The organism is Pseudomonas sp. S150 (assembly GCF_004526365.1).
Classification (GTDB): domain Bacteria; phylum Pseudomonadota; class Gammaproteobacteria; order Pseudomonadales; family Pseudomonadaceae; genus Aquipseudomonas; species Aquipseudomonas putida_A.
In genome coordinates this window covers 5,905,000-5,921,900 of the sequence record NZ_CP038207.1, presented here as the reverse complement: position 1 = coordinate 5,921,900, position 16,901 = coordinate 5,905,000, and the positions used below count along the sequence as shown (strand labels likewise).

15 protein-coding genes are annotated in these 16,901 nt (G+C 61.3%); 9 read left to right on the top strand and 6 right to left on the bottom strand.

Annotated features, from left to right (window positions below):
• The first annotated feature begins 88 nt into the window (after positions 1-88).
• The 3 genes from E3Z29_RS27495 to E3Z29_RS27485 all read left to right on the top strand — a co-directional run bounded on the left by E3Z29_RS27495 (position 89) and on the right by E3Z29_RS27485 (position 2,911).
• Positions 89-1,150 (top strand): Gfo/Idh/MocA family protein, encoded by a 1,062-nt coding sequence (locus tag E3Z29_RS27495; protein WP_134787384.1) that lies wholly within the window; start codon positions 89-91, stop codon positions 1,148-1,150.
• A gap of 2 nt (positions 1,151-1,152) precedes the next feature.
• Positions 1,153-1,968, top strand: coding sequence for a sugar phosphate isomerase/epimerase (locus tag E3Z29_RS27490; RefSeq protein ID WP_134787383.1), 816 nt, complete (start codon positions 1,153-1,155; stop codon positions 1,966-1,968).
• A gap of 64 nt (positions 1,969-2,032) precedes the next feature.
• Positions 2,033-2,911: a DMT family transporter gene (locus E3Z29_RS27485; RefSeq protein WP_134787382.1), complete on the top strand. Its 879-nt coding sequence runs from the start codon at positions 2,033-2,035 to the stop codon at positions 2,909-2,911.
• A 127-nt stretch (positions 2,912-3,038) separates the two neighbouring features.
• Here E3Z29_RS27485 and E3Z29_RS27480 read toward each other — a convergent pair whose 3' ends face one another.
• Positions 3,039-4,376: an MFS transporter gene (locus E3Z29_RS27480; protein ID WP_134787381.1), complete on the bottom strand. Its 1,338-nt coding sequence runs from the start codon at positions 4,374-4,376 to the stop codon at positions 3,039-3,041.
• A 268-nt stretch (positions 4,377-4,644) separates the two neighbouring features.
• Between E3Z29_RS27480 and quiC the strand changes: the two genes are divergently transcribed.
• Together quiC and E3Z29_RS27470 are read left to right on the top strand one after the other, a co-directional pair.
• Positions 4,645-6,546 (top strand): 3-dehydroshikimate dehydratase QuiC, encoded by a 1,902-nt coding sequence (quiC, locus tag E3Z29_RS27475; protein ID WP_134787380.1) that lies wholly within the window; start codon positions 4,645-4,647, stop codon positions 6,544-6,546.
• A gap of 102 nt (positions 6,547-6,648) precedes the next feature.
• Positions 6,649-7,326: a TetR family transcriptional regulator gene (locus E3Z29_RS27470; RefSeq protein WP_027612854.1), complete on the top strand. Its 678-nt coding sequence runs from the start codon at positions 6,649-6,651 to the stop codon at positions 7,324-7,326.
• A 117-nt stretch (positions 7,327-7,443) separates the two neighbouring features.
• Here the strand turns inward: E3Z29_RS27470 and E3Z29_RS27465 are convergent, their stop codons facing one another.
• The 4 genes from E3Z29_RS27465 to E3Z29_RS27450 all read right to left on the bottom strand — a co-directional run bounded on the left by E3Z29_RS27465 (position 7,444) and on the right by E3Z29_RS27450 (position 11,312).
• Positions 7,444-8,298 carry a shikimate dehydrogenase gene (locus E3Z29_RS27465; RefSeq protein ID WP_134787379.1) on the bottom strand — a complete coding sequence of 285 codons (855 nt, stop codon included), beginning with the start codon at positions 8,296-8,298 and terminating at the stop codon, positions 7,444-7,446.
• Positions 8,295-8,744: a type II 3-dehydroquinate dehydratase gene (gene aroQ, locus E3Z29_RS27460; protein WP_025108744.1), complete on the bottom strand. Its 450-nt coding sequence runs from the start codon at positions 8,742-8,744 to the stop codon at positions 8,295-8,297. The genes E3Z29_RS27465 and aroQ overlap by 4 nt, the downstream gene beginning before the upstream one ends.
• 196 nt (positions 8,745-8,940) lie before the next feature.
• Positions 8,941-10,020 (bottom strand): tRNA (uridine(54)-C5)-methyltransferase TrmA, encoded by a 1,080-nt coding sequence (trmA, locus tag E3Z29_RS27455; RefSeq protein WP_098965728.1) that lies wholly within the window; start codon positions 10,018-10,020, stop codon positions 8,941-8,943.
• A complete protein-coding gene (locus tag E3Z29_RS27450) occupies positions 10,017-11,312 on the bottom strand; it encodes an NCS2 family permease (protein WP_003228434.1) in 1,296 nt (431 codons plus the stop codon). Before E3Z29_RS27450 ends, trmA begins: the two co-directional genes overlap by 4 nt.
• A 224-nt stretch (positions 11,313-11,536) precedes the next feature.
• Here E3Z29_RS27450 and E3Z29_RS27445 point away from each other — a divergent pair, with 224 nt between their 5' ends.
• Both E3Z29_RS27445 and E3Z29_RS27440 read left to right on the top strand, forming a co-directional pair.
• A complete protein-coding gene (locus E3Z29_RS27445; RefSeq protein ID WP_134787378.1) occupies positions 11,537-11,986 on the top strand; it encodes a DUF4879 domain-containing protein in 450 nt (149 codons plus the stop codon).
• Between the two features lie 67 nt (positions 11,987-12,053).
• Positions 12,054-12,605, top strand: a complete 552-nt coding sequence (locus E3Z29_RS27440) for a DJ-1 family glyoxalase III (protein WP_134787377.1) — start codon at positions 12,054-12,056, stop codon at positions 12,603-12,605.
• A 6-nt stretch (positions 12,606-12,611) separates the two neighbouring features.
• On the opposite strand, the gene E3Z29_RS27435 is transcribed toward E3Z29_RS27440, so the two are convergent.
• Complete coding sequence (locus E3Z29_RS27435; RefSeq protein WP_134787376.1) at positions 12,612-13,850, bottom strand: MFS transporter; 1,239 nt, start codon at positions 13,848-13,850, stop codon at positions 12,612-12,614.
• A 530-nt stretch (positions 13,851-14,380) separates the two neighbouring features.
• Here E3Z29_RS27435 and E3Z29_RS27430 point away from each other — a divergent pair.
• Positions 14,381-15,823: a cytochrome ubiquinol oxidase subunit I gene (locus E3Z29_RS27430; RefSeq protein WP_134787375.1), complete on the top strand. Its 1,443-nt coding sequence runs from the start codon at positions 14,381-14,383 to the stop codon at positions 15,821-15,823.
• 3 nt (positions 15,824-15,826) lie between these two features.
• Entirely contained in the window at positions 15,827-16,834 is a 1,008-nt protein-coding gene (gene cydB / locus E3Z29_RS27425; protein ID WP_007963753.1) for a cytochrome d ubiquinol oxidase subunit II, read from the top strand.
• Positions 16,835-16,901 lie beyond the last annotated feature (67 nt).

The following is a 16,901-nucleotide window of genomic DNA, read 5'->3' as shown; positions in this document are numbered from 1 at the left end:
TCCCATCACTGGGTGTTTGATTGTGGAACGCGGTTCTAAATTGTTGCTGGAGTGACATTTCCAACAACAATCACAAAAGGATCGCGCCTTGACTCCGCCCCTTCGTATCGCCCTGATCGGCGCTGGCAACATGGGCCAGCAGCATTACCAGCATTTGCAAACCCTCGAAGAAGCCCGGTTGTGCGCAGTGGCTGATCCCGGCCCGCAGGCTCCCGCGCTGGCGGCGCAGTGGGGCGTGGCGTATTTCGCCGATCACCGGCAGATGCTGGAGCAGGTGCGGCCCGATGCGGTGATCGTGGCCAATCCGAATAATCAGCACGTCAGCACGGCGCTGGATTGCCTCGCCGCCGGGGTTCCGGTGTTGCTGGAGAAACCGGTGGGTGTGCATCTGGATGAGGCACGCGAACTGGTGGCGGCAGTCAAACGCAGTGGCGTGCCGGTGCTGGTCGGCCACCATCGGCGGCACAATCCGTTGATCGTGCGTGCCCACCAATTGTTGCTCAGCGGCGCGCTCGGGCGGCTGACCACGGTTACTGCACTGTTCCAGTTACGCAAACCCGACCGATATTTCGAGGTCCCGTGGCGCCGTGAACCGGGCGCGGGCCTGTTGCTGACCAATCTGATTCACGACCTCGATCTGCTGCGTCACCTGTGCGGTGAAGTGCAGTCGGTGCAGGCCGTCACCGACAACGCGGTGCGGGGTTTTGCCAACGAAGACAGTGTCGCGGTGTTATTGCAATTTGCCGGCGGTGCACTGGGCACGCTGAGCGGTTCCGATGCGGTCGCCGCGCCGTGGAGCTGGGAGCTGAATTCCGGAGAGAACCCGGCCTACCCGCGTCAGGTCGATCAGCCGTGTTATCTGCTGGCGGGTACCGCCGGGGCGCTGAGCATTCCGCAACTCAAGCGCTGGCATTACGCTGCCGATCAAGTCGATGCCGGTTGGCACGAACCGCTGATCGCGCAGCAAGAACAGTGTGAGGCCGGGGACGCGTTGCGGTTGCAGCTGCAGCATTTTGTGCAGGTCGCGCGGCGTGAGGTCGAACCCTTGGTCAGTGCCGCCGATGCCGCGCGAACTCTGGCGCTGGTCGAGGCGATACGTGAGGCGGCGGCCAGCGGTCGTGCCTGTTCCCCGGCAGCGGTCGAGGCTTGAGCATGAACGAACGAATTCTGTCTCTGGCCAGTCTCACCGTACTCGAGTTGTCACCGCCGCAAATGGTCGAGGTGGCGGCGCGTGCCGGTTACAGCCATGTCGGTTTGCGCCTGGAGCCGGCGACGGCGGAGGAATATCACTTTCCATTGGTGGCCGATGGCGGCTTACGGCGTCAGACGTTGGCGCGTTTGCGCGACACTGGCATCGCTGTGCTCGATGTGGAAATCCTGCGTCTGAAACCGCAAACCGTGGTCGCCGATTTCGACAAGCTGCTGGCCGTCGGCGCGGAGTTTGGCGCCAGTGAATTACTGGTCGCCGGCAATGATCCTGACGAGCATCGGCTCACCGACAACTTTGCCGCCCTATGTGATCTGGCGGCGCCTTACGGTTTGCATCCGCATCTGGAGTTCATGCCCTGGACCGATGCGTGCAACCTCGAACAGGCGTTGCGCATCGTTGCCAATGCCGACCGGGAAAACGCCGCGGTGCTGGTCGATGCCTTTCATTTCGATCGCTCCGGCTCACGGCTGGAGGATCTGGTCAGCGTTGCGCCCGCGCGCCTGCGTTATGCGCAATTGTGTGATGTGGCGGGACCGAGACCGGCGGACATGGCCGAGATCTTGCGTCAGGCGCGCAATGAGCGGCGGTTTCCCGGCGAGGGCGATTGTGATTTGCACGGTTTGTTGCGCAGTCTGCCAGCTAATATTCCACTGAGCCTGGAGATCCCCACGGTAAAACTGCTGGAGCAGGGCGTCAGCGGATTGCAACGAGCGCAGATGGCGCTCGACAGGACGCGGGAATTGTTGGCGCAGTTATAAGTCAGTTTTTGTGGCGGGGCGCCAGCGTCCCCGCCACTGTTCATTTTTCCTTCAGAGATATCCAATGACCGTCAGCACCCCGCTCTCCGGTGTCAACCAACCCTTCAAGGGGATCTTGCTGATTGTCGTGGCGACTTTCCTGTTCTCCAGCCACGATGCGCTGTCGAAATACCTCTCGGGTTTCTACCCGATCATCATGGTGGTCTGGGCGCGGTATCTGGTGCACACCTTGCTGATGGCGGGGATTTTCCTGCCACAGTCGGGGTTGCGCGTGCTGCGCACCAAACGACCTTTATGGCAGTTGGCGCGGGCGCTGTGCCTGCTCGGCACCAGTCTGTTTTTCACCACGGCGCTGCTGTATATCCCGCTGGCCGAGGCCACGGCGGTCAACTTTCTCGCGCCGGTGCTGGTGACGGCGCTGTCGGTGCCGTTGCTCAAGGAACGGGTGACGCGCGGGCAGTGGATCGCGGTGATCTGCGGTTTTATCGGGGTGCTGATCATCGTCCATCCGGGAGGCGAGTTGTTCACCCCGGCGGTGCTGCTGCCGTTCTGCTCGGCGTTGTTTTTCTGCTTCTATCAACTGCTGACGCGCAAGCTCGCGGAAATCGACAGCCCGACCACCAGCAACTTCTTCGCCGGGTTGTGCAACACCTTGGTGATGAGCGCGCTGGTGCCGTTCTTCTGGCAAGTGCCAACGTTGTCTCACGCCGTGTTGATGCTGGCGCTGGGCAGCTGCGGGATGACCGCGCACCTGTTTCTGACCCAGGCGTTCCGCCATGCCGCGCCGGCATTGCTGGCGCCGTTCGGTTATTGCCAGATCGTGTTTGCCGGGTTGTTGGGGTGGGTGGTGTTCAACCACACGCCGAGTCTGTTGACGGTGATCGGCATTGCGGTGATCTGCTGCAGCGGCCTGGCGGCGGCTTGGCAGCAGAGCCGCAGATGAGAGAGATAAATAACCCTGTGGGAGCGGGCTTGCTCGCGAAGGCGGTGGATCAGTCGACATCTTCAGTGACTGACTAAATGCTTTCGCGAGCAAGCCCGCTCCCACAGGGGGGAGGGGTGCAGGCAGGTTATTCGGTGACGTCTGGAATCTTGCGCGGGGCCATGAAGTACATCCAGGTCAGGGCAATGAAGTACATCGCCGGGATCAGCGTGAACAGCACCGTGTAGTTGTTATGGGTGACGGTCAGGATGTGGCCGACGATCTGGGTCATGAACATCCCGCCGATCGCTGCGCACATACCGCCGAAACCGAACACCGTGCTCATCGTGTGCTTGGGCGTGTAGTCCATCACCAGGCTCCAGATGTTCGCGGTCCAGGCCTGATGCGCGCCGATGGCCAGGGAGATTGCCGCGACGGCGACCCACAGATTGCTCGAACCGGCGGCCATGATCACGCCGATGATGCAGCATGCGAACAGGAACATCGACAGCAGCCGCGCTTTGATCGAGTTCATGCCGCGACCGATCAGGAACGAAGACAGAATCCCGCCGCCCACGCTGCCGAAGTCAGCGGTGACGTAAATGATGATCAGCGGAATGCCCATCTGGGTGACGTTGATACCCAGGTTGTATTGCTGATTGAGAAACGGCGGCAGCCAGTACAGGTAGAACCAGAACACCGGCGCGGTCAGCGAATAGGCGAGGGCGAACGCCCAGGTGCCGCGCATGCGCAGGATGCGTGAAAACGGTACGCGGGCCTGTTCCGGTTCGACTTCCTGCTGGATGTACTCAAGCTCGGACTGTTTAACGCTTGGATGGTCTTCCGGGTTGAAGTACTTCAGGCCCCAGAACAGCAACCAGATCCCGCCCAGTGCCGACATGCACAGGAACGCCGCCTGCCAGCCCCACACGTGCAGAATCAGCGGCAGCAGCATCGGCGTGAACATGGCGCCGACGTTGGTCCCGGCGTTGAAGATGCCGGTGGCCACGGCGCGTTCACCGGCGGGGAACCACAGGCGCGTGGTTTTCACGCAGGCCGGGTAGTTGGCCGCTTCGGTCAGGCCGAGGATGAAGCGGCAGACCATGAAGCCGACGGCCGAAGTCGCCAGACCGTGGGCGCCGGTAGCCAGGCTCCAGAGCAGCACTGCGCAGAAGAACACGCGTTTCACGCCGACCCGGTCGATCAGGCGTCCCTGCAGGACGAAACCAATCGCGTAGCCGACCTGAAACCAGAAGTTGATGTTGGCGTAATCCATCGCCGTCCAGCTCATTTCCTTGGCGAGGATCGGCTGCATGACGCCGAGGGCTGCGCGGTCGATGTAGTTCAGGGTCGTGGCGAAAAACACCAGCGCCAGCATGCCCCAACGGGTCTTGCCGACAGCCATGGCGCCGCGGATCTTGTCGCCGATGCCACCCGTGGCAGTGCTCATGGCCGGGGCCATGCGGGAAGTCTGTGAAGGAATCATTGTTCCACCCGTTTTTGAATTTGTTATGTGGTGTTGTTTGCACGCACTGCGACCGAAGGTTCATTTCCGGACTCAATGTGAAGTCGATGGTGGGCAGTGGACGAAAAGTCGTCAATTCGCCGAAACGCCATAGTGTTCGATAATCGCACGCAAAACTAACCGGCTGGTACACTTTAAATTGCTGCTGAAGACGATGCAGCCAATAATTTCCTCACGATAAAAAATGATCCCCTGTAAAAAAACTGCAGCGCAGTCCGGGAGTAGCAACATGCAGCGTTCCATTGCCACCGTTTCCCTGAGCGGCACCCTGCCGGAAAAGCTCGAAGCCATTGCCGCCGCCGGGTTCGACGGCGTCGAGATCTTCGAGAACGATCTTCTGTATTACGACGGCAGCCCGCGGGAAATCAGGCAGATGTGCGCTGACCTGGGGATCGCCATCACCCTGTTCCAGCCGTTCCGCGATTTTGAAGGCTGCCGCCGTGATCGGCTGGCGCGCAATCTGGAGCGGGCCGAGCGCAAATTCGACCTGATGCAGGAGCTGGGCACCGATCTGGTGCTGGTCTGCAGCAACGCCTCGGCGGACAGCGTCGGCGACCGGCAGATTCTGGTCGATGACCTGCGGCTGCTGGCCGAACGTGCCGGCGCTCGCGGGTTGCGTATCGGCTATGAAGCGCTGGCCTGGGGCCGGCACGTCAATACTTATCAACAGGTCTGGGACATTGTTCGCCAGGCCGACCACCCGGCACTCGGCGTGCTGCTCGACAGCTTTCACACCTTGTCGCTGAAAGGTGATCCAAGCGCGATTGCCGACATTCCTGGCGACAAGATTTTCTTTGTGCAAATGGCTGACGCGCCGATCCTCGCCATGGATGTCCTGGAGTGGAGCCGGCATTTCCGTTGCTTCCCGGGGCAGGGCGAATTCGATCTGCCGGGGTTCCTCGCGCCGATCATCCAGAGTGGTTACACCGGGCCGTTGTCGCTGGAGATCTTCAACGATGGCTTCCGCGCCGCGCCACCACGGGCCAATGCTGCCGATGGTCTGCGTTCGCTGCTGTATCTGGAAGAGAAAACCCGTCAGCGCCTGGAACAGCAAACAACGCCGGTGGCCAACCGCGACATCCTCTTCGAAACGCCGCCGGCCAGCGAGTACAACGGCATCGAGTTTCTCGAGTTCGCCGTCGACGAAAGTCTTGGCGCCAAACTGAGCAACTGGCTGGAGCGCCTGGGCTTCGTCAAGGCTGGACAGCACCGCTCCAAGAGCGTGAGCCTGTTGCGCCAGGGCGATATCAACCTGATCCTCAACGCCGAACCGTACTCGTTCGGCCACAGCTTTTTCGAGGCCCACGGCCCGTCGCTGTGTGCCACCGCCGTGCGGGTCAAGGACAGCGCCAGCGCCCTGGCCCGTGCCGTTGCCTACAAGGGCCAGCCCTATCGCGGCCTGGTCGGCCCCAACGAACTGGAACTGGCCGCGGTGCGTGCGCCGGACGGCAGCCTGATTTATCTGGTGGATGAGGCGGCGGACGTTTATGGCACTGACTTCAATCTGCTGCCGAACGCTCAGGCCCGTGGCGGCCTCAAGCGCATCGATCACATGGCCATGGCGCTGCCGGCCGACAGCCTCGACAGCTGGGTGCTGTTCTACAAGAGCCTGCTGGATTTCGAGGCCGACGATGAAGTGGTGTTGCCCGATCCGTACGGTCTGGTGAAAAGCCGGGCGTTGCGCAGCCGCGATAGCTCGATCCGTCTACCGCTGAACATCTCCGAGAATCGCAACACCGCGATCTCCCACGCGCTGTCGAGTTATCGCGGCTCCGGTGTGCATCACATCGCCTTCGATTGTGATGACATCTTCGCCGAAGTCAGCCGCGCCAAAGAAGCTGGTGTGCCGTTGCTGGATATCCCGCTCAACTATTACGACGACCTCGCCGCGCGCTTCGATTTCGACGACGAGTTCCTCAGCGAGCTGGCGTACTACAACGTGCTCTACGACCGCGACGCGCAGGGCGGCGAGCTGTTCCACGTGTACACCGAGCCGTTCGAGGGGCGCTTCTTCTTCGAGATCATCCAGCGTAAAAACGGCTATGCCGGTTATGGTGCGGCGAACGTTGCGGTCCGTCTGGCGGCGATGGCCAAATCACGCAGCGGTGCGGTGCGTCAGGCGAAGTTGTAGGAATTTCGTAAACGCGCGATTAAACACGAGCCGCGTGGCTTCCTTCACTGTGCAGCGCGGCCCATAATCGCCAACCTGTGCAGTGATGGCCGTGAGCCCGCAATGACAATGACTTCAGAACTCCCCGCCGCTCCCGTCGAATCCGGTATCGAGCCGCGCAAGAGTCGCAAGAACAACCCGGAAAAAACCCGCGAGAACATCCTGCAGGAGGCGATCGTCGAGTTCGTCCAGCAGGGCTTGTCCGGCGCCCGCGTCGACGCGATCGCCGAGCGTATCCACACCTCCAAACGCATGATCTATTACTACTTCGGCAGTAAGGAGCAGTTGTACGTCGAGGTGCTGGAGAAGCTTTACGGCGACATCCGCAGCACCGAAAACCGCCTGCACCTGGCCGAGTTGCCGCCGGTGGTGGCGATCCGTCGACTGGTGGAATTCACCTTCGATCACCACGACCGCAACGTCGATTTCGTGCGCATCGTCTGTATCGAAAATATTCACAACGCCGAGTTCGTGAAGCGTTCGGACACGATCAAGGCGATGAACAATACGATCCTCGATTCACTGGGCGAGATTTTGCGGCGCGGTGCCGAGGAGGGGGTCTTCCGCGCCGGGCTGGACGCGCTGGATGTGCACTTGCTGATCAGTTCGTTCTGTTTCTACCGCGTCTCGAACCGCCATACGTTCGGTGAGATTTTTCAGATCGACCTGCCGGACGAAAGCATCAAGCAGCGTCATCGCGAGATGATCTGCGAGTCGGTGTTGCGCTACTTGCAGCCGTGACACCTATCCAATGTGGGAGCGGGCTTGCTCGCGAAAGCGGCGTGTCAGCCTATACATCTAGCGCCTGACACACAGCCTTCGCGAGCAAGCCCGCTCCCACAGGATCGATGTTTATCTTCAGCCGTTCATGCTTTGAAAATGCGCAAGCATCCGCTGCGCATCCGGCACCACGCCGCTGAACAATTCAAACGCCTTCACCGCTTGAAACACCGCCATGTTGCCGCCGTCCAGCGTGCGGCAACCCAGCGCGCGGGCGTTGCGCAGCAGTTCGGTTTCCAGCGGGAAGTAAACGATCTCCGCCACCCACAATTCCTTGCGCAGCAACTCCACCGGCACTGGCATCCCCGGCAGTTTGGCCATGCCCATCGGCGTGGTATTCACCAGACCATCGGCCTGATTCAGCGTGCCCGGCAGATCTCGCCCGGCCACCGCGCGGCCTGAGCCGAAATGCTGGTTGAGGTTGTTCGCCAGACTCTCGGCACGTTCGCGGTCGACGTCGAAAATGCTCAGTTGCTGTACGCCTTCGCTCAGCAGCGCGTGGGCCACTGCCGCTCCCGCACCGCCGGCCCCCATCTGGACGACACGTTCACGCGCAGCGTCCTTCAGGCCTCGGCGAAAACCTTCGGCAAAACCCAGGCAATCAGTGTTGTGGCCGATGCGTTTGCCGTCCTTGAGCACCACGGTGTTGACCGCGCCGATGCCCCGGGCTTCCGGGGACAGTTCGTCGAGCAGCGGGATGATCGCCTGCTTGCACGGGAAAGTAATGTTCAGGCCGGTGTAGTTCATCCGCTCGGCCGCCTGCAGCAAGTCGGGCAGGGCGTTGCTGTCCAGATGCAACTGATCGAGATCAATCAGCCGATACAGGTAGCGCAAGCCTTGGGCGTCGCCCTCATGTTCATGCAGTGCTGGCGTGCGCGAGGCTTGAATACCCGCACCGATCAGGCCAGCCAGTATTACCGGTTTACGGGTCATGCTGCGCGCCCCTTCAGTCGCTGACTGAAATGCTCCAGGGCCAGGCGATAGCCATGGCTGCCGAAGCCGCACATCACCGCCGTGGCGATGGCCGAGACAAACGAGTGGTGGCGGAATGGCTCACGCGCATGCACGTTGGACAGGTGCACTTCGATCACCGGCAACTCACTGGCCACCAGCGCGTCGCGGATCGCCACCGAGGTGTGCGTCCACGCCGCCGGGTTGATCACGATCCCGGCGCAACGGCCGCGTGCCGCATGAATCCAGTCGAGCAATTCGCCTTCGTGATTGGTCTGGCGAAACTCCACGGCCAGGCCGAATTCTTCGGCAGCGCGGCCGCACAGAGCAGAAATATCAGCCAGGGTTTCGTGACCGTAGGTTGCCGGTTCACGAGTGCCGAGCAGGTTCAGGTTCGGGCCGTTGAGCACCAGAACGATAGGGGGCATGGGGGCAAACTCCACTTATTGTTTTTGGCTTGGGCCGAAGGTTTCAGCCTGTGGAGGTAAAATGTACCAGATGGTTACCATGGTCAATTGAGCAACGTTGCGCTTGGCGCTTAGTGTTCGTTAATCGCACAAAACAAAACATCACCCACAAAAAAGCCGTCAATCAAGACGGCTTTCTCGTATCCGGCATTCGCCATCAACGCCGGGTCAGCAACACCCCGGACTCCATGTGATGTGTCCACGGGAACTGGTCGAACATCGCGCAGCGGGTGATGCGGTGCGTGTCGTGCAGTTGGGCGATGTTGGCCGCGAGGGTTTCCGGGTTGCAGGAGATGTACAGGATATTGTCGAAGCGCCGGGTCAGCTCGCAGGTGTCCGGGTCCATACCGGCGCGCGGCGGGTCGACGAATACGCTGCCGAACTCGTAGCTTTTCAGGTCGATGCCTTGCAGGCGACGGAACGGGCGCACTTCGTTCAGCGCTTCGGTCAGCTCTTCGGCGGACAGGCGCACCAGCGTGACGTTATCCACAGCGTTTTCGCTGAGGTTGCTCAGTGCGGCGTTGACCGAGGTCTTGCTGATCTCGGTGGCCAGCACTTTGCGCACACGGGTGGCGAGCGGCAGGGTGAAGTTGCCGTTGCCGCAGTACAGCTCCAGCAGATCATCGCTGCGATCGCCCAGCGCTTCGAATGCCCAGTTCAGCATCTTCTGGTTCACCGTGCCGTTGGGCTGGGTGAACGCGCCTTCTGGCTGGCGGTAGCTGAAGGTGCGACCACCGACTTCGAGTTTCTCCACCACGTAATCGTGGCCGATGACTTCGCGTTTGCCCTTGGAACGGCCGATGACGCTGACGTTGAGATCAGCCGCCAACTTCGACGCGGCCGCATGCCAGTGCTCGTCCAGCGGACGGTGATAGCACAGGGTAATCATCGCATCGCCGGCCAGGGTGGTCAGGAACTCCACCTGGAACAGCTTGTGGCTCAGCGCCGAACTGGCCTGCCATGCCGCCTTGAGCTGCGGCATCAACTGGTTGATGCGCAGGCTGGCAATCGGGAACTCTTCGATCAGGATTGGCGTGCGCTTGTCGTCCTGGGAGAACATTGCGTAGTGCCGCTCACCGGCCTCGCGCCACAGGCGAAATTCCGCGCGCAGGCGGAAGTTCTGCAGCGGCGAGTCGAACACGGTCGGCTCTGGTGCATCGAACGGGGCCAGCAGGTCACGCAAACGCGTGACCTTGTCTTCGAGCTGAGTGGCGTAGGCCTGGGAATCGAAAGTCATGCGTTGAACCAACCCAACTTGATCACAAACAGAATCGACAGAATCACCAGCGCCGGGTTCAGCTCACGGGCGCGGCCCGACAGCAACTTGATCACGGTCCAGGAGATGAAGCCGAAGGCGATGCCGTTGGCGATCGAGTAAGTGAATGGCATCGCCAGCGCGGTAACCACCACCGGTGCGGCCACGGTGATGTCTTCCCAGTCTATTTCCGCCAGACCGGAAGTCATCAGCACGGCGACGAACAGCAGCGCCGGTGCGGTGGCGAAGGCTGGCACGCTGGCCGCCAGTGGCGAGAAGAACAGCGCCAGCAGGAACAGGATAGCTACCACTACAGCCGTCAGACCGGTACGCCCGCCAGCGCTCACGCCAGCCGCGGATTCGATGTAGCTGGTGGTGGTCGAAGTACCCAGCAGCGAGCCGGCCATCGCCGCGGTGCTGTCGGCGATCAGTGCGCGACCCATTTTCGGCATGTGGCCGTCCTTGCCCATCAGGCCGGCACGCTTGGCGACGCCGATCAGGGTGCCGGAGTTGTCGAACAGGTCGACGAACAGGAAGGCGAAGATCACGCTGACCAGACCGATATCCAGCGCGCCCTTGATGTCCAGTTGCATGAAGGTCGGGGCCAGCGAAGGTGGCATCGAGGTCACGCCGCCGAACGGGGTGAAGCCCATGGCGATGGAAATGATGGTCACCGCCAGAATGCCGATCAGCACTGCGCCGCGCACTTTCAGTGCTTCGAGGGCGACGATCAGGGCGAAGCCGAGGGTGGCGAGGATCGGCGCCGGGGCTTTCAGGTCACCGAGGCCGACCATGGTCGCCGGGTTGCTGACCACGATGCCCGCGTTGTGCAGGGCGATCAGCGCCAGGAACAGGCCGATACCGGCGGCAATCGCCGAGCGCAGCGGCAGCGGGATGCTGTTGATGATCCATTCGCGGATGCGGAAGATCGACAGCAGGAAGAAGCACACTGCCGAGATGAACACCGCGCCCAGCGCCACTTGCCAGGTGTGGCCCATGTGCAGGACCACGGTGTAAGTGAAGAAGGCGTTCAGGCCCATGCCTGGCGCGAGGGCGATCGGGTAGTTGGCGATCAGGCCCATGATGGTCGAGCCGATGGCGGCTGCCAGACAGGTGGCGACGAACACCGCGCCCTTGTCCATGCCGGTCTCGCCGAGGATGCTCGGGTTGACGAACAGAATGTAGGCCATGGCCAGGAAGGTCGTGACGCCCGCCAGAATCTCGGTACGCACGTTGGTGTTGTGTGCCTTGAGTTGAAACAGCCTTTCCAGCATGTCTGCTCCCCGTGGCGCGCGCGGCGCCGTGAATGTATCGACCTCAACAGCAAAGCACAGACCGTCGCAAGCGCCTGGGAATTTGTGGTGGGCCGGAAAAAGCCGCGCATCATACCAGCAGCGTGAGGAATATGGCGGTTGTTGGTGCCGAACGTCGTCGAAGTTTTGCCACAGGGCCAACTGCGCCATACTGCGCGCTGAATTTTTTGGGGAAATACGATCACATGGGCAAGCGCTGGATAAAGGCTTTGGGGGTAATGGCCGGGCTGATGGTCGGGTCGACGGCGGCGCTGGCAGCCTCGGCGCCACCATTGACTGAAGTTAAGGTGATCAAGGTTCAATCGCCGGCCTGTGGTCTGGAAGACATCGGCGATAACCAGCCGCAAACCCAGTGCAATCACAGCGGCCCGAGCATCAAGGTGTTCGTGCTGGAAATCGGCTATGGTCAGAACCAGCCGCATGCCACGCTGGACGGTTTTGAAGTCAACGGCACCCGGGCGCCGGTGTGCGCCTTTGATAACGGCAACCTGACTGAGTGCAAGCCCGGCAGCAACACCGTCGGCTCACTGTATACCTTTGATCTGGCGGGCAAGCAGGAAGGCACCTTCACCTTCAGTAACACCTCGATCAACGCGCCACGCAACACCCTGTCGGCCCAGCTTTACATCAAGTAACGGCTATCACCGGACGGGGCAGGACAAAGCTGACTACGCTTGGAAGATCACCCAGCGGATAGCGCCCATGACCTTTAGAGCCCTGATTACCCTCGCCGAGGGCATCGATGATCTGCAAAGCGTGACCCTGGTCGACGTGCTGCGCCGCGCCGGCGTCGAAGTCGTGGCGGCCAGCATCGAAGGCCGGCGCATGCTGACCTGCGCGCGCGGTACGCGCCTGACAGCGGACGGCATGCTGGTTGATGTATTGGCGCAGACCTTCGACCTGATCGTCCTGCCCGGTGGTGCCGTCGGCGCCCAACATCTCGCGGCGCATCAGCCGCTGCAGCAATTGCTCAAGGACCAGGCCAGCGCCGGCCGCCTGTTCGCCGCCATCGGCGAAGCCCCTGCCATCGCCCTGCAAGCCTCCGGCGTATTACGCCAACGGCGCATGACCTGCCTGCCGACTACCAGTCATCAACTGTCGGGCTGTACGTTTGTTGATCAACCGGTGGTGATCGACGGCAATTGCATCACCGCCCAAGGCTCTGGTGGCGCACTGGCGTTTGCCCTGACGCTTGTCGAGCAGCTTGGCGGCAAGGCGTTGCGGGCGAAAGTGGCGGGGGAGATGTTGGTTTGACGAGAGTCAGACCTTCACCTCTTCCACCGGCACATGCATCCGGTCGCGTTTGGCCAGGCTCGGGAACAGTTTGATCCACGTTCCGGTGACCACCAGCGTGCCGATCCCGCCCATCACCACCGCCGGGACGGTGCCGAACCAGTGCGCGGTGAGGCCGGATTCGAATTCGCCCAACTGGTTCGAGGCGCCGATGAACAGGCCGTTCACTGCGCTGACCCGGCCGCGCATTTCGTCCGGAGTTTCCAGCTGCACGAAGGAGGCGCGGATCACCATGCTGATCATGTCCGCCGCGCCGAGCACCACCAGCACCGCCAGCGAGAACCAGAACGAGGTCGACAGACCGAAGGCGATGGTTGCGACGCCGAACACGCCAACGGCGGTGAACATCACCCGGCCAACATTGCGCTCGACGGCAAATCGCGCCAGAAACAGCGACATCCCCAACGCACCAACCGCCGGCGCCGAGCGCAGCAGGCCCAGGCCCCAAGGCCCGGTGAGCAGGATGTCCTTGGCGAACACCGGCAGCAACGCCGTAGCGCCACCGAGCAACACCGCGAACAGATCCAGCGAGATCGCCCCGAGGATGTCCGGGCGGCTGCGAATGAAGCGGATGCCTGCCAGCAACGAATCCAGCGTGGCTTTGCCTTTGTTCAGCGGCGTTTGTCGGGCAGGCAGGTTGAGCATCAAGGTGCAGGCGATGACATAGAGCAATACCGTCGGGCCGTAGACCCAGACACTGCCAAACGCGTAAAGCAAGCCACCGAGGGCCGGAGCGACAATGGTGGCTGACTGTTGAGCCGACTGCGCTGCGGCGACCGCCCGTGGAAACAGGGCGCTGGGCACGATGCTCGGCAGCAGCGCCTGGGTCGTCGGCATTTCGAAGGAGCGCGCCGCACCGAGCAGGAAGGCGAGGATAAAGATCATTTCCCGGGTGACGTGGTCGGTCGCACTGCCGATGGCCAGTGCCAGGGCAATCAACGCCTGCAACGACTGACAGATCGCCGCAACACGGCGCCGGTCATAACGGTCGGCGACATGCCCGGTGTGCAGCATGAACAGCACCCGTGGCGCGAACTCGACCAGCCCGACCAGACCCAGGTCGAGCACGTTGCCGGTCAACTGATACAGATTCCAGCCGATCGCCACCGTGAGCATCTGAAAGCCACTGGCGGTGAAGATTCGGGCGAACCAGAACGCAAGAAAAGGACGATGGTGACGTAACAGCAGGGGCTCTTGGCTGGGCATCTGAAGGCAGGTCTGGCTCTTGGGGGAACCGCGAGGTTATCACCAGTCTGTAACAGGAAGTTGCTATGACAAAAAATTTAGTTAGCCAGACATCTATCGCTCCCTGGCATACCTCATCTCAATGTGGTGAGGGGATTTATCCCCGATCGGCTGCGCAGCAGTCGTAAAAAATTGACGACGCAACGAAACATCTGGGGCTGCTTCGCCGCCCATCGGGGATGAATCCCCTCACTACAGGTCGTGCAGCTCTGAGGAGTGTCTTTCAGAACGTTGCCCAGGCAATGAGGCAACTTGTCACGCGGCAAACGACCACGCCGTTCTTCGTCGGAAATGGGACTACTCTTTTAACGTTGCTTGATCCAGATCAAGACCCTCCCGGGCCATGCTCTGGTGGCCCGTTGGCCAGACTCCCTGCGTTGCGATGGCTGTTAAAAAAGAACGAATCAGAATTCGCCGCACTCCATATCCGTGGGGGCAGTAGGCAGGGGCCACAAGCCCCAATGCCGGTATTACCTGACAGAGGAAGACTTATGTTCGGTTTAGAGGCACTCGATCTCGCCCGAATTCAGTTCGCGTTCACCATCTCGTTCCACATCCTGTTCCCGGCCATCACCATTGGCCTGGCGAGTTACCTGGCGGTGCTTGAAGGGCTGTGGTTGAAAACCCATAACGACACTTACCGGGATCTCTACCACTTCTGGTCGAAAATCTTTGCCGTCAACTTCGGCATGGGTGTGGTCTCCGGTCTGGTCATGGCTTACCAGTTCGGCACCAACTGGAGCCGTTTCTCGGACTTCGCCGGTTCCGTCACCGGACCGTTGCTGACCTACGAGGTGCTCACGGCATTCTTCCTTGAGGCCGGTTTCCTCGGGGTGATGCTGTTTGGCTGGAACAAGGTCGGACGCAAACTGCACTTCTTCTCCACAGTGATGGTGGCGATCGGCACGCTGATCTCGACATTCTGGATTCTCGCTTCCAACAGCTGGATGCAGACGCCGCAAGGCTTCGAGATCGTCAACGGTCAGGTGATCCCGACCGACTGGCTGGCGATCATCTTCAACCCGTCGTTCCCGTATCGCCTGATGCACATGGCGACCGCTGCGTTCGTGGCCACGGCGTTCTTCGTCGGTTCGTCGGCGGCCTGGCACCTGCTGCGCGGCAAGGACAACCCGGCGATTCGCACCATGTTGTCGATGGCGATGTGGATGGCGCTGATCGTTGCGCCGATCCAGGCGGTCATTGGCGACTTCCATGGCCTCAATACGCTTGAGCACCAGCCAGCGAAAATCGCTGCGATCGAAGGTCACTGGGAGAATAAAGGCAACGAAGCGACCCCGCTGATCCTTTTCGGCTGGCCGGACATGAAGGAAGAGAAAACCAAGTTCGCCGTGGAGATTCCGTACCTCGGCAGCCTGATCCTCACCCACTCGCTGGACAAGCAGGTGCCGGCGCTCAAGGAGTTCCCGCCTGAAGACCGGCCGAACTCGACCATTGTGTTCTGGTCGTTCCGGGTCATGGTCGGCCTCGGCTTCCTGATGATCTTCACCGGTCTGTGGAGCCTGTGGCTGCGCAAGCGCGATTCGCTCTACACCTCGCGGCCGTTCCTGTATCTGGCGTTGTGGATGGGGCCGTCCGGCCTGATCGCGATCCTCGCTGGCTGGTTCACCACTGAAATCGGTCGGCAGCCGTGGGTGGTCTACGGGCTGATGCGCACGGCGGATGCTTCGTCCAATCACAGTTTCATGCAGATGAGCATCACCCTGATCATGTTCGTCGTGGTGTATTTCGCGCTGTTCGGTGCGGGGCTTGGCTACATGATGCGCCTGGTGCGCAAAGGGCCGAAAACCGACGAAGGCAAGGAAACCAACGAAGGTGGTCCTGGCCAGAAACGCACTCCGGCTCGGCCGTTGTCCGCAGCCGATGATGAAGGTACCGACGCCGACTCGCAGCGTAGCCTGGAAAAGGAGATTTGACTCATGGGTATTGATCTTCCGCTGATCTGGGCCGTGATCATCATCTTCGGCATCATGATGTACGTGGTCATGGACGGCTTCGACCTGGGGATCGGGATTCTCTTCCCGTTCATCCCGGGCAAGACCGACCGTGATGTAATGATGAACACCGTCGCCCCGGTTTGGGACGGCAATGAAACCTGGCTGGTACTGGGCGGCGCGGCGTTGTTCGGCGCGTTCCCGCTGGCCTATTCGGTGGTGCTGTCGGCGCTGTACCTGCCGTTGATCTTCATGCTGATCGGCCTGATTTTTCGCGGTGTGGCGTTCGAGTTCCGCTTCAAGGCCAAGGACGACAAGCGCCACCTGTGGGACAAGGCGTTCATCGGCGGTTCGGTGGCGGCGACGTTCTTCCAGGGCGTGGCACTCGGGGCTTTCATCGACGGTTTGCCGGTGGTCAATCGGCAATACGCCGGCGGTTCACTGGACTGGCTGACACCATTCACCCTGTTCTGCGGCGCCGCGCTGGTGGTGGCCTATGCCTTGCTCGGTTGCACCTGGTTGATCATGAAGACCGAAGGCAAGTTGCAGGAGCAGATGCACAACCTCGCGCGGCCGCTGGCATTCGTGCTGTTGGCGGTGATCGGCATCGTCAGTCTGTGGACGCCGCTGGCTCACCCCGAGATCGCGACACGCTGGTTCAGCATGCCGAACCTGTTCTGGTTCATGCCGGTGCCGATTCTGGTGCTGGTGACGCTGTACGGGCTGATCCGCGCGGTGGCGCGCAATGCCAACTACATGCCGTTCCTGCTGACCCTGGTGCTGATATTCCTCGGCTACAGCGGTCTGGGCATCAGCCTGTGGCCGAACATCGTGCCGCCGTCGATCTCGATCTGGGACGCCGCCGCACCGCCGCAAAGCCAGGGCTTCATGCTGGTCGGTACGCTATTCATCATCCCGTTCATCCTGGGTTACACCTTCTGGAGCTACTACGTGTTCCGCGGCAAGGTCACCCATGAAGACGGTTACCACTGATCTCTCGCTCTGCTCACCCTGTGAGAGCAAGCCGGCTCGCGGTGGCGTCCTCAGCGACGCCATCGCC

What these genes read in the sequence shown, in the direction of transcription:
- E3Z29_RS27490 (WP_134787383.1), top strand. Translation starts at nt 1,153, where the DNA reads ATGAACGAACGAATTCTGTCTCTGGCCAGTCTCACCGTACTCGAGTTG.
- E3Z29_RS27485 (WP_134787382.1), top strand. Translation starts at nt 2,033, where the DNA reads ATGACCGTCAGCACCCCGCTCTCCGGTGTCAACCAACCCTTCAAGGGG.
- E3Z29_RS27480 (WP_134787381.1), bottom strand. Translation starts at nt 4,376, where the DNA reads ATGATTCCTTCACAGACTTCCCGCATGGCCCCGGCCATGAGCACTGCC.
- quiC (WP_134787380.1), top strand. Translation starts at nt 4,645, where the DNA reads ATGCAGCGTTCCATTGCCACCGTTTCCCTGAGCGGCACCCTGCCGGAA.
- E3Z29_RS27470 (WP_027612854.1), top strand. Translation starts at nt 6,649, where the DNA reads ATGACAATGACTTCAGAACTCCCCGCCGCTCCCGTCGAATCCGGTATC.
- E3Z29_RS27465 (WP_134787379.1), bottom strand. Translation starts at nt 8,298, where the DNA reads ATGACCCGTAAACCGGTAATACTGGCTGGCCTGATCGGTGCGGGTATT.
- aroQ (WP_025108744.1), bottom strand. Translation starts at nt 8,744, where the DNA reads ATGCCCCCTATCGTTCTGGTGCTCAACGGCCCGAACCTGAACCTGCTC.
- trmA (WP_098965728.1), bottom strand. Translation starts at nt 10,020, where the DNA reads ATGACTTTCGATTCCCAGGCCTACGCCACTCAGCTCGAAGACAAGGTC.
- E3Z29_RS27450 (WP_003228434.1), bottom strand. Translation starts at nt 11,312, where the DNA reads ATGCTGGAAAGGCTGTTTCAACTCAAGGCACACAACACCAACGTGCGT.
- E3Z29_RS27445 (WP_134787378.1), top strand. Translation starts at nt 11,537, where the DNA reads ATGGGCAAGCGCTGGATAAAGGCTTTGGGGGTAATGGCCGGGCTGATG.
- E3Z29_RS27440 (WP_134787377.1), top strand. Translation starts at nt 12,054, where the DNA reads ATGACCTTTAGAGCCCTGATTACCCTCGCCGAGGGCATCGATGATCTG.
- E3Z29_RS27435 (WP_134787376.1), bottom strand. Translation starts at nt 13,850, where the DNA reads ATGCCCAGCCAAGAGCCCCTGCTGTTACGTCACCATCGTCCTTTTCTT.
- E3Z29_RS27430 (WP_134787375.1), top strand. Translation starts at nt 14,381, where the DNA reads ATGTTCGGTTTAGAGGCACTCGATCTCGCCCGAATTCAGTTCGCGTTC.
- cydB (WP_007963753.1), top strand. Translation starts at nt 15,827, where the DNA reads ATGGGTATTGATCTTCCGCTGATCTGGGCCGTGATCATCATCTTCGGC.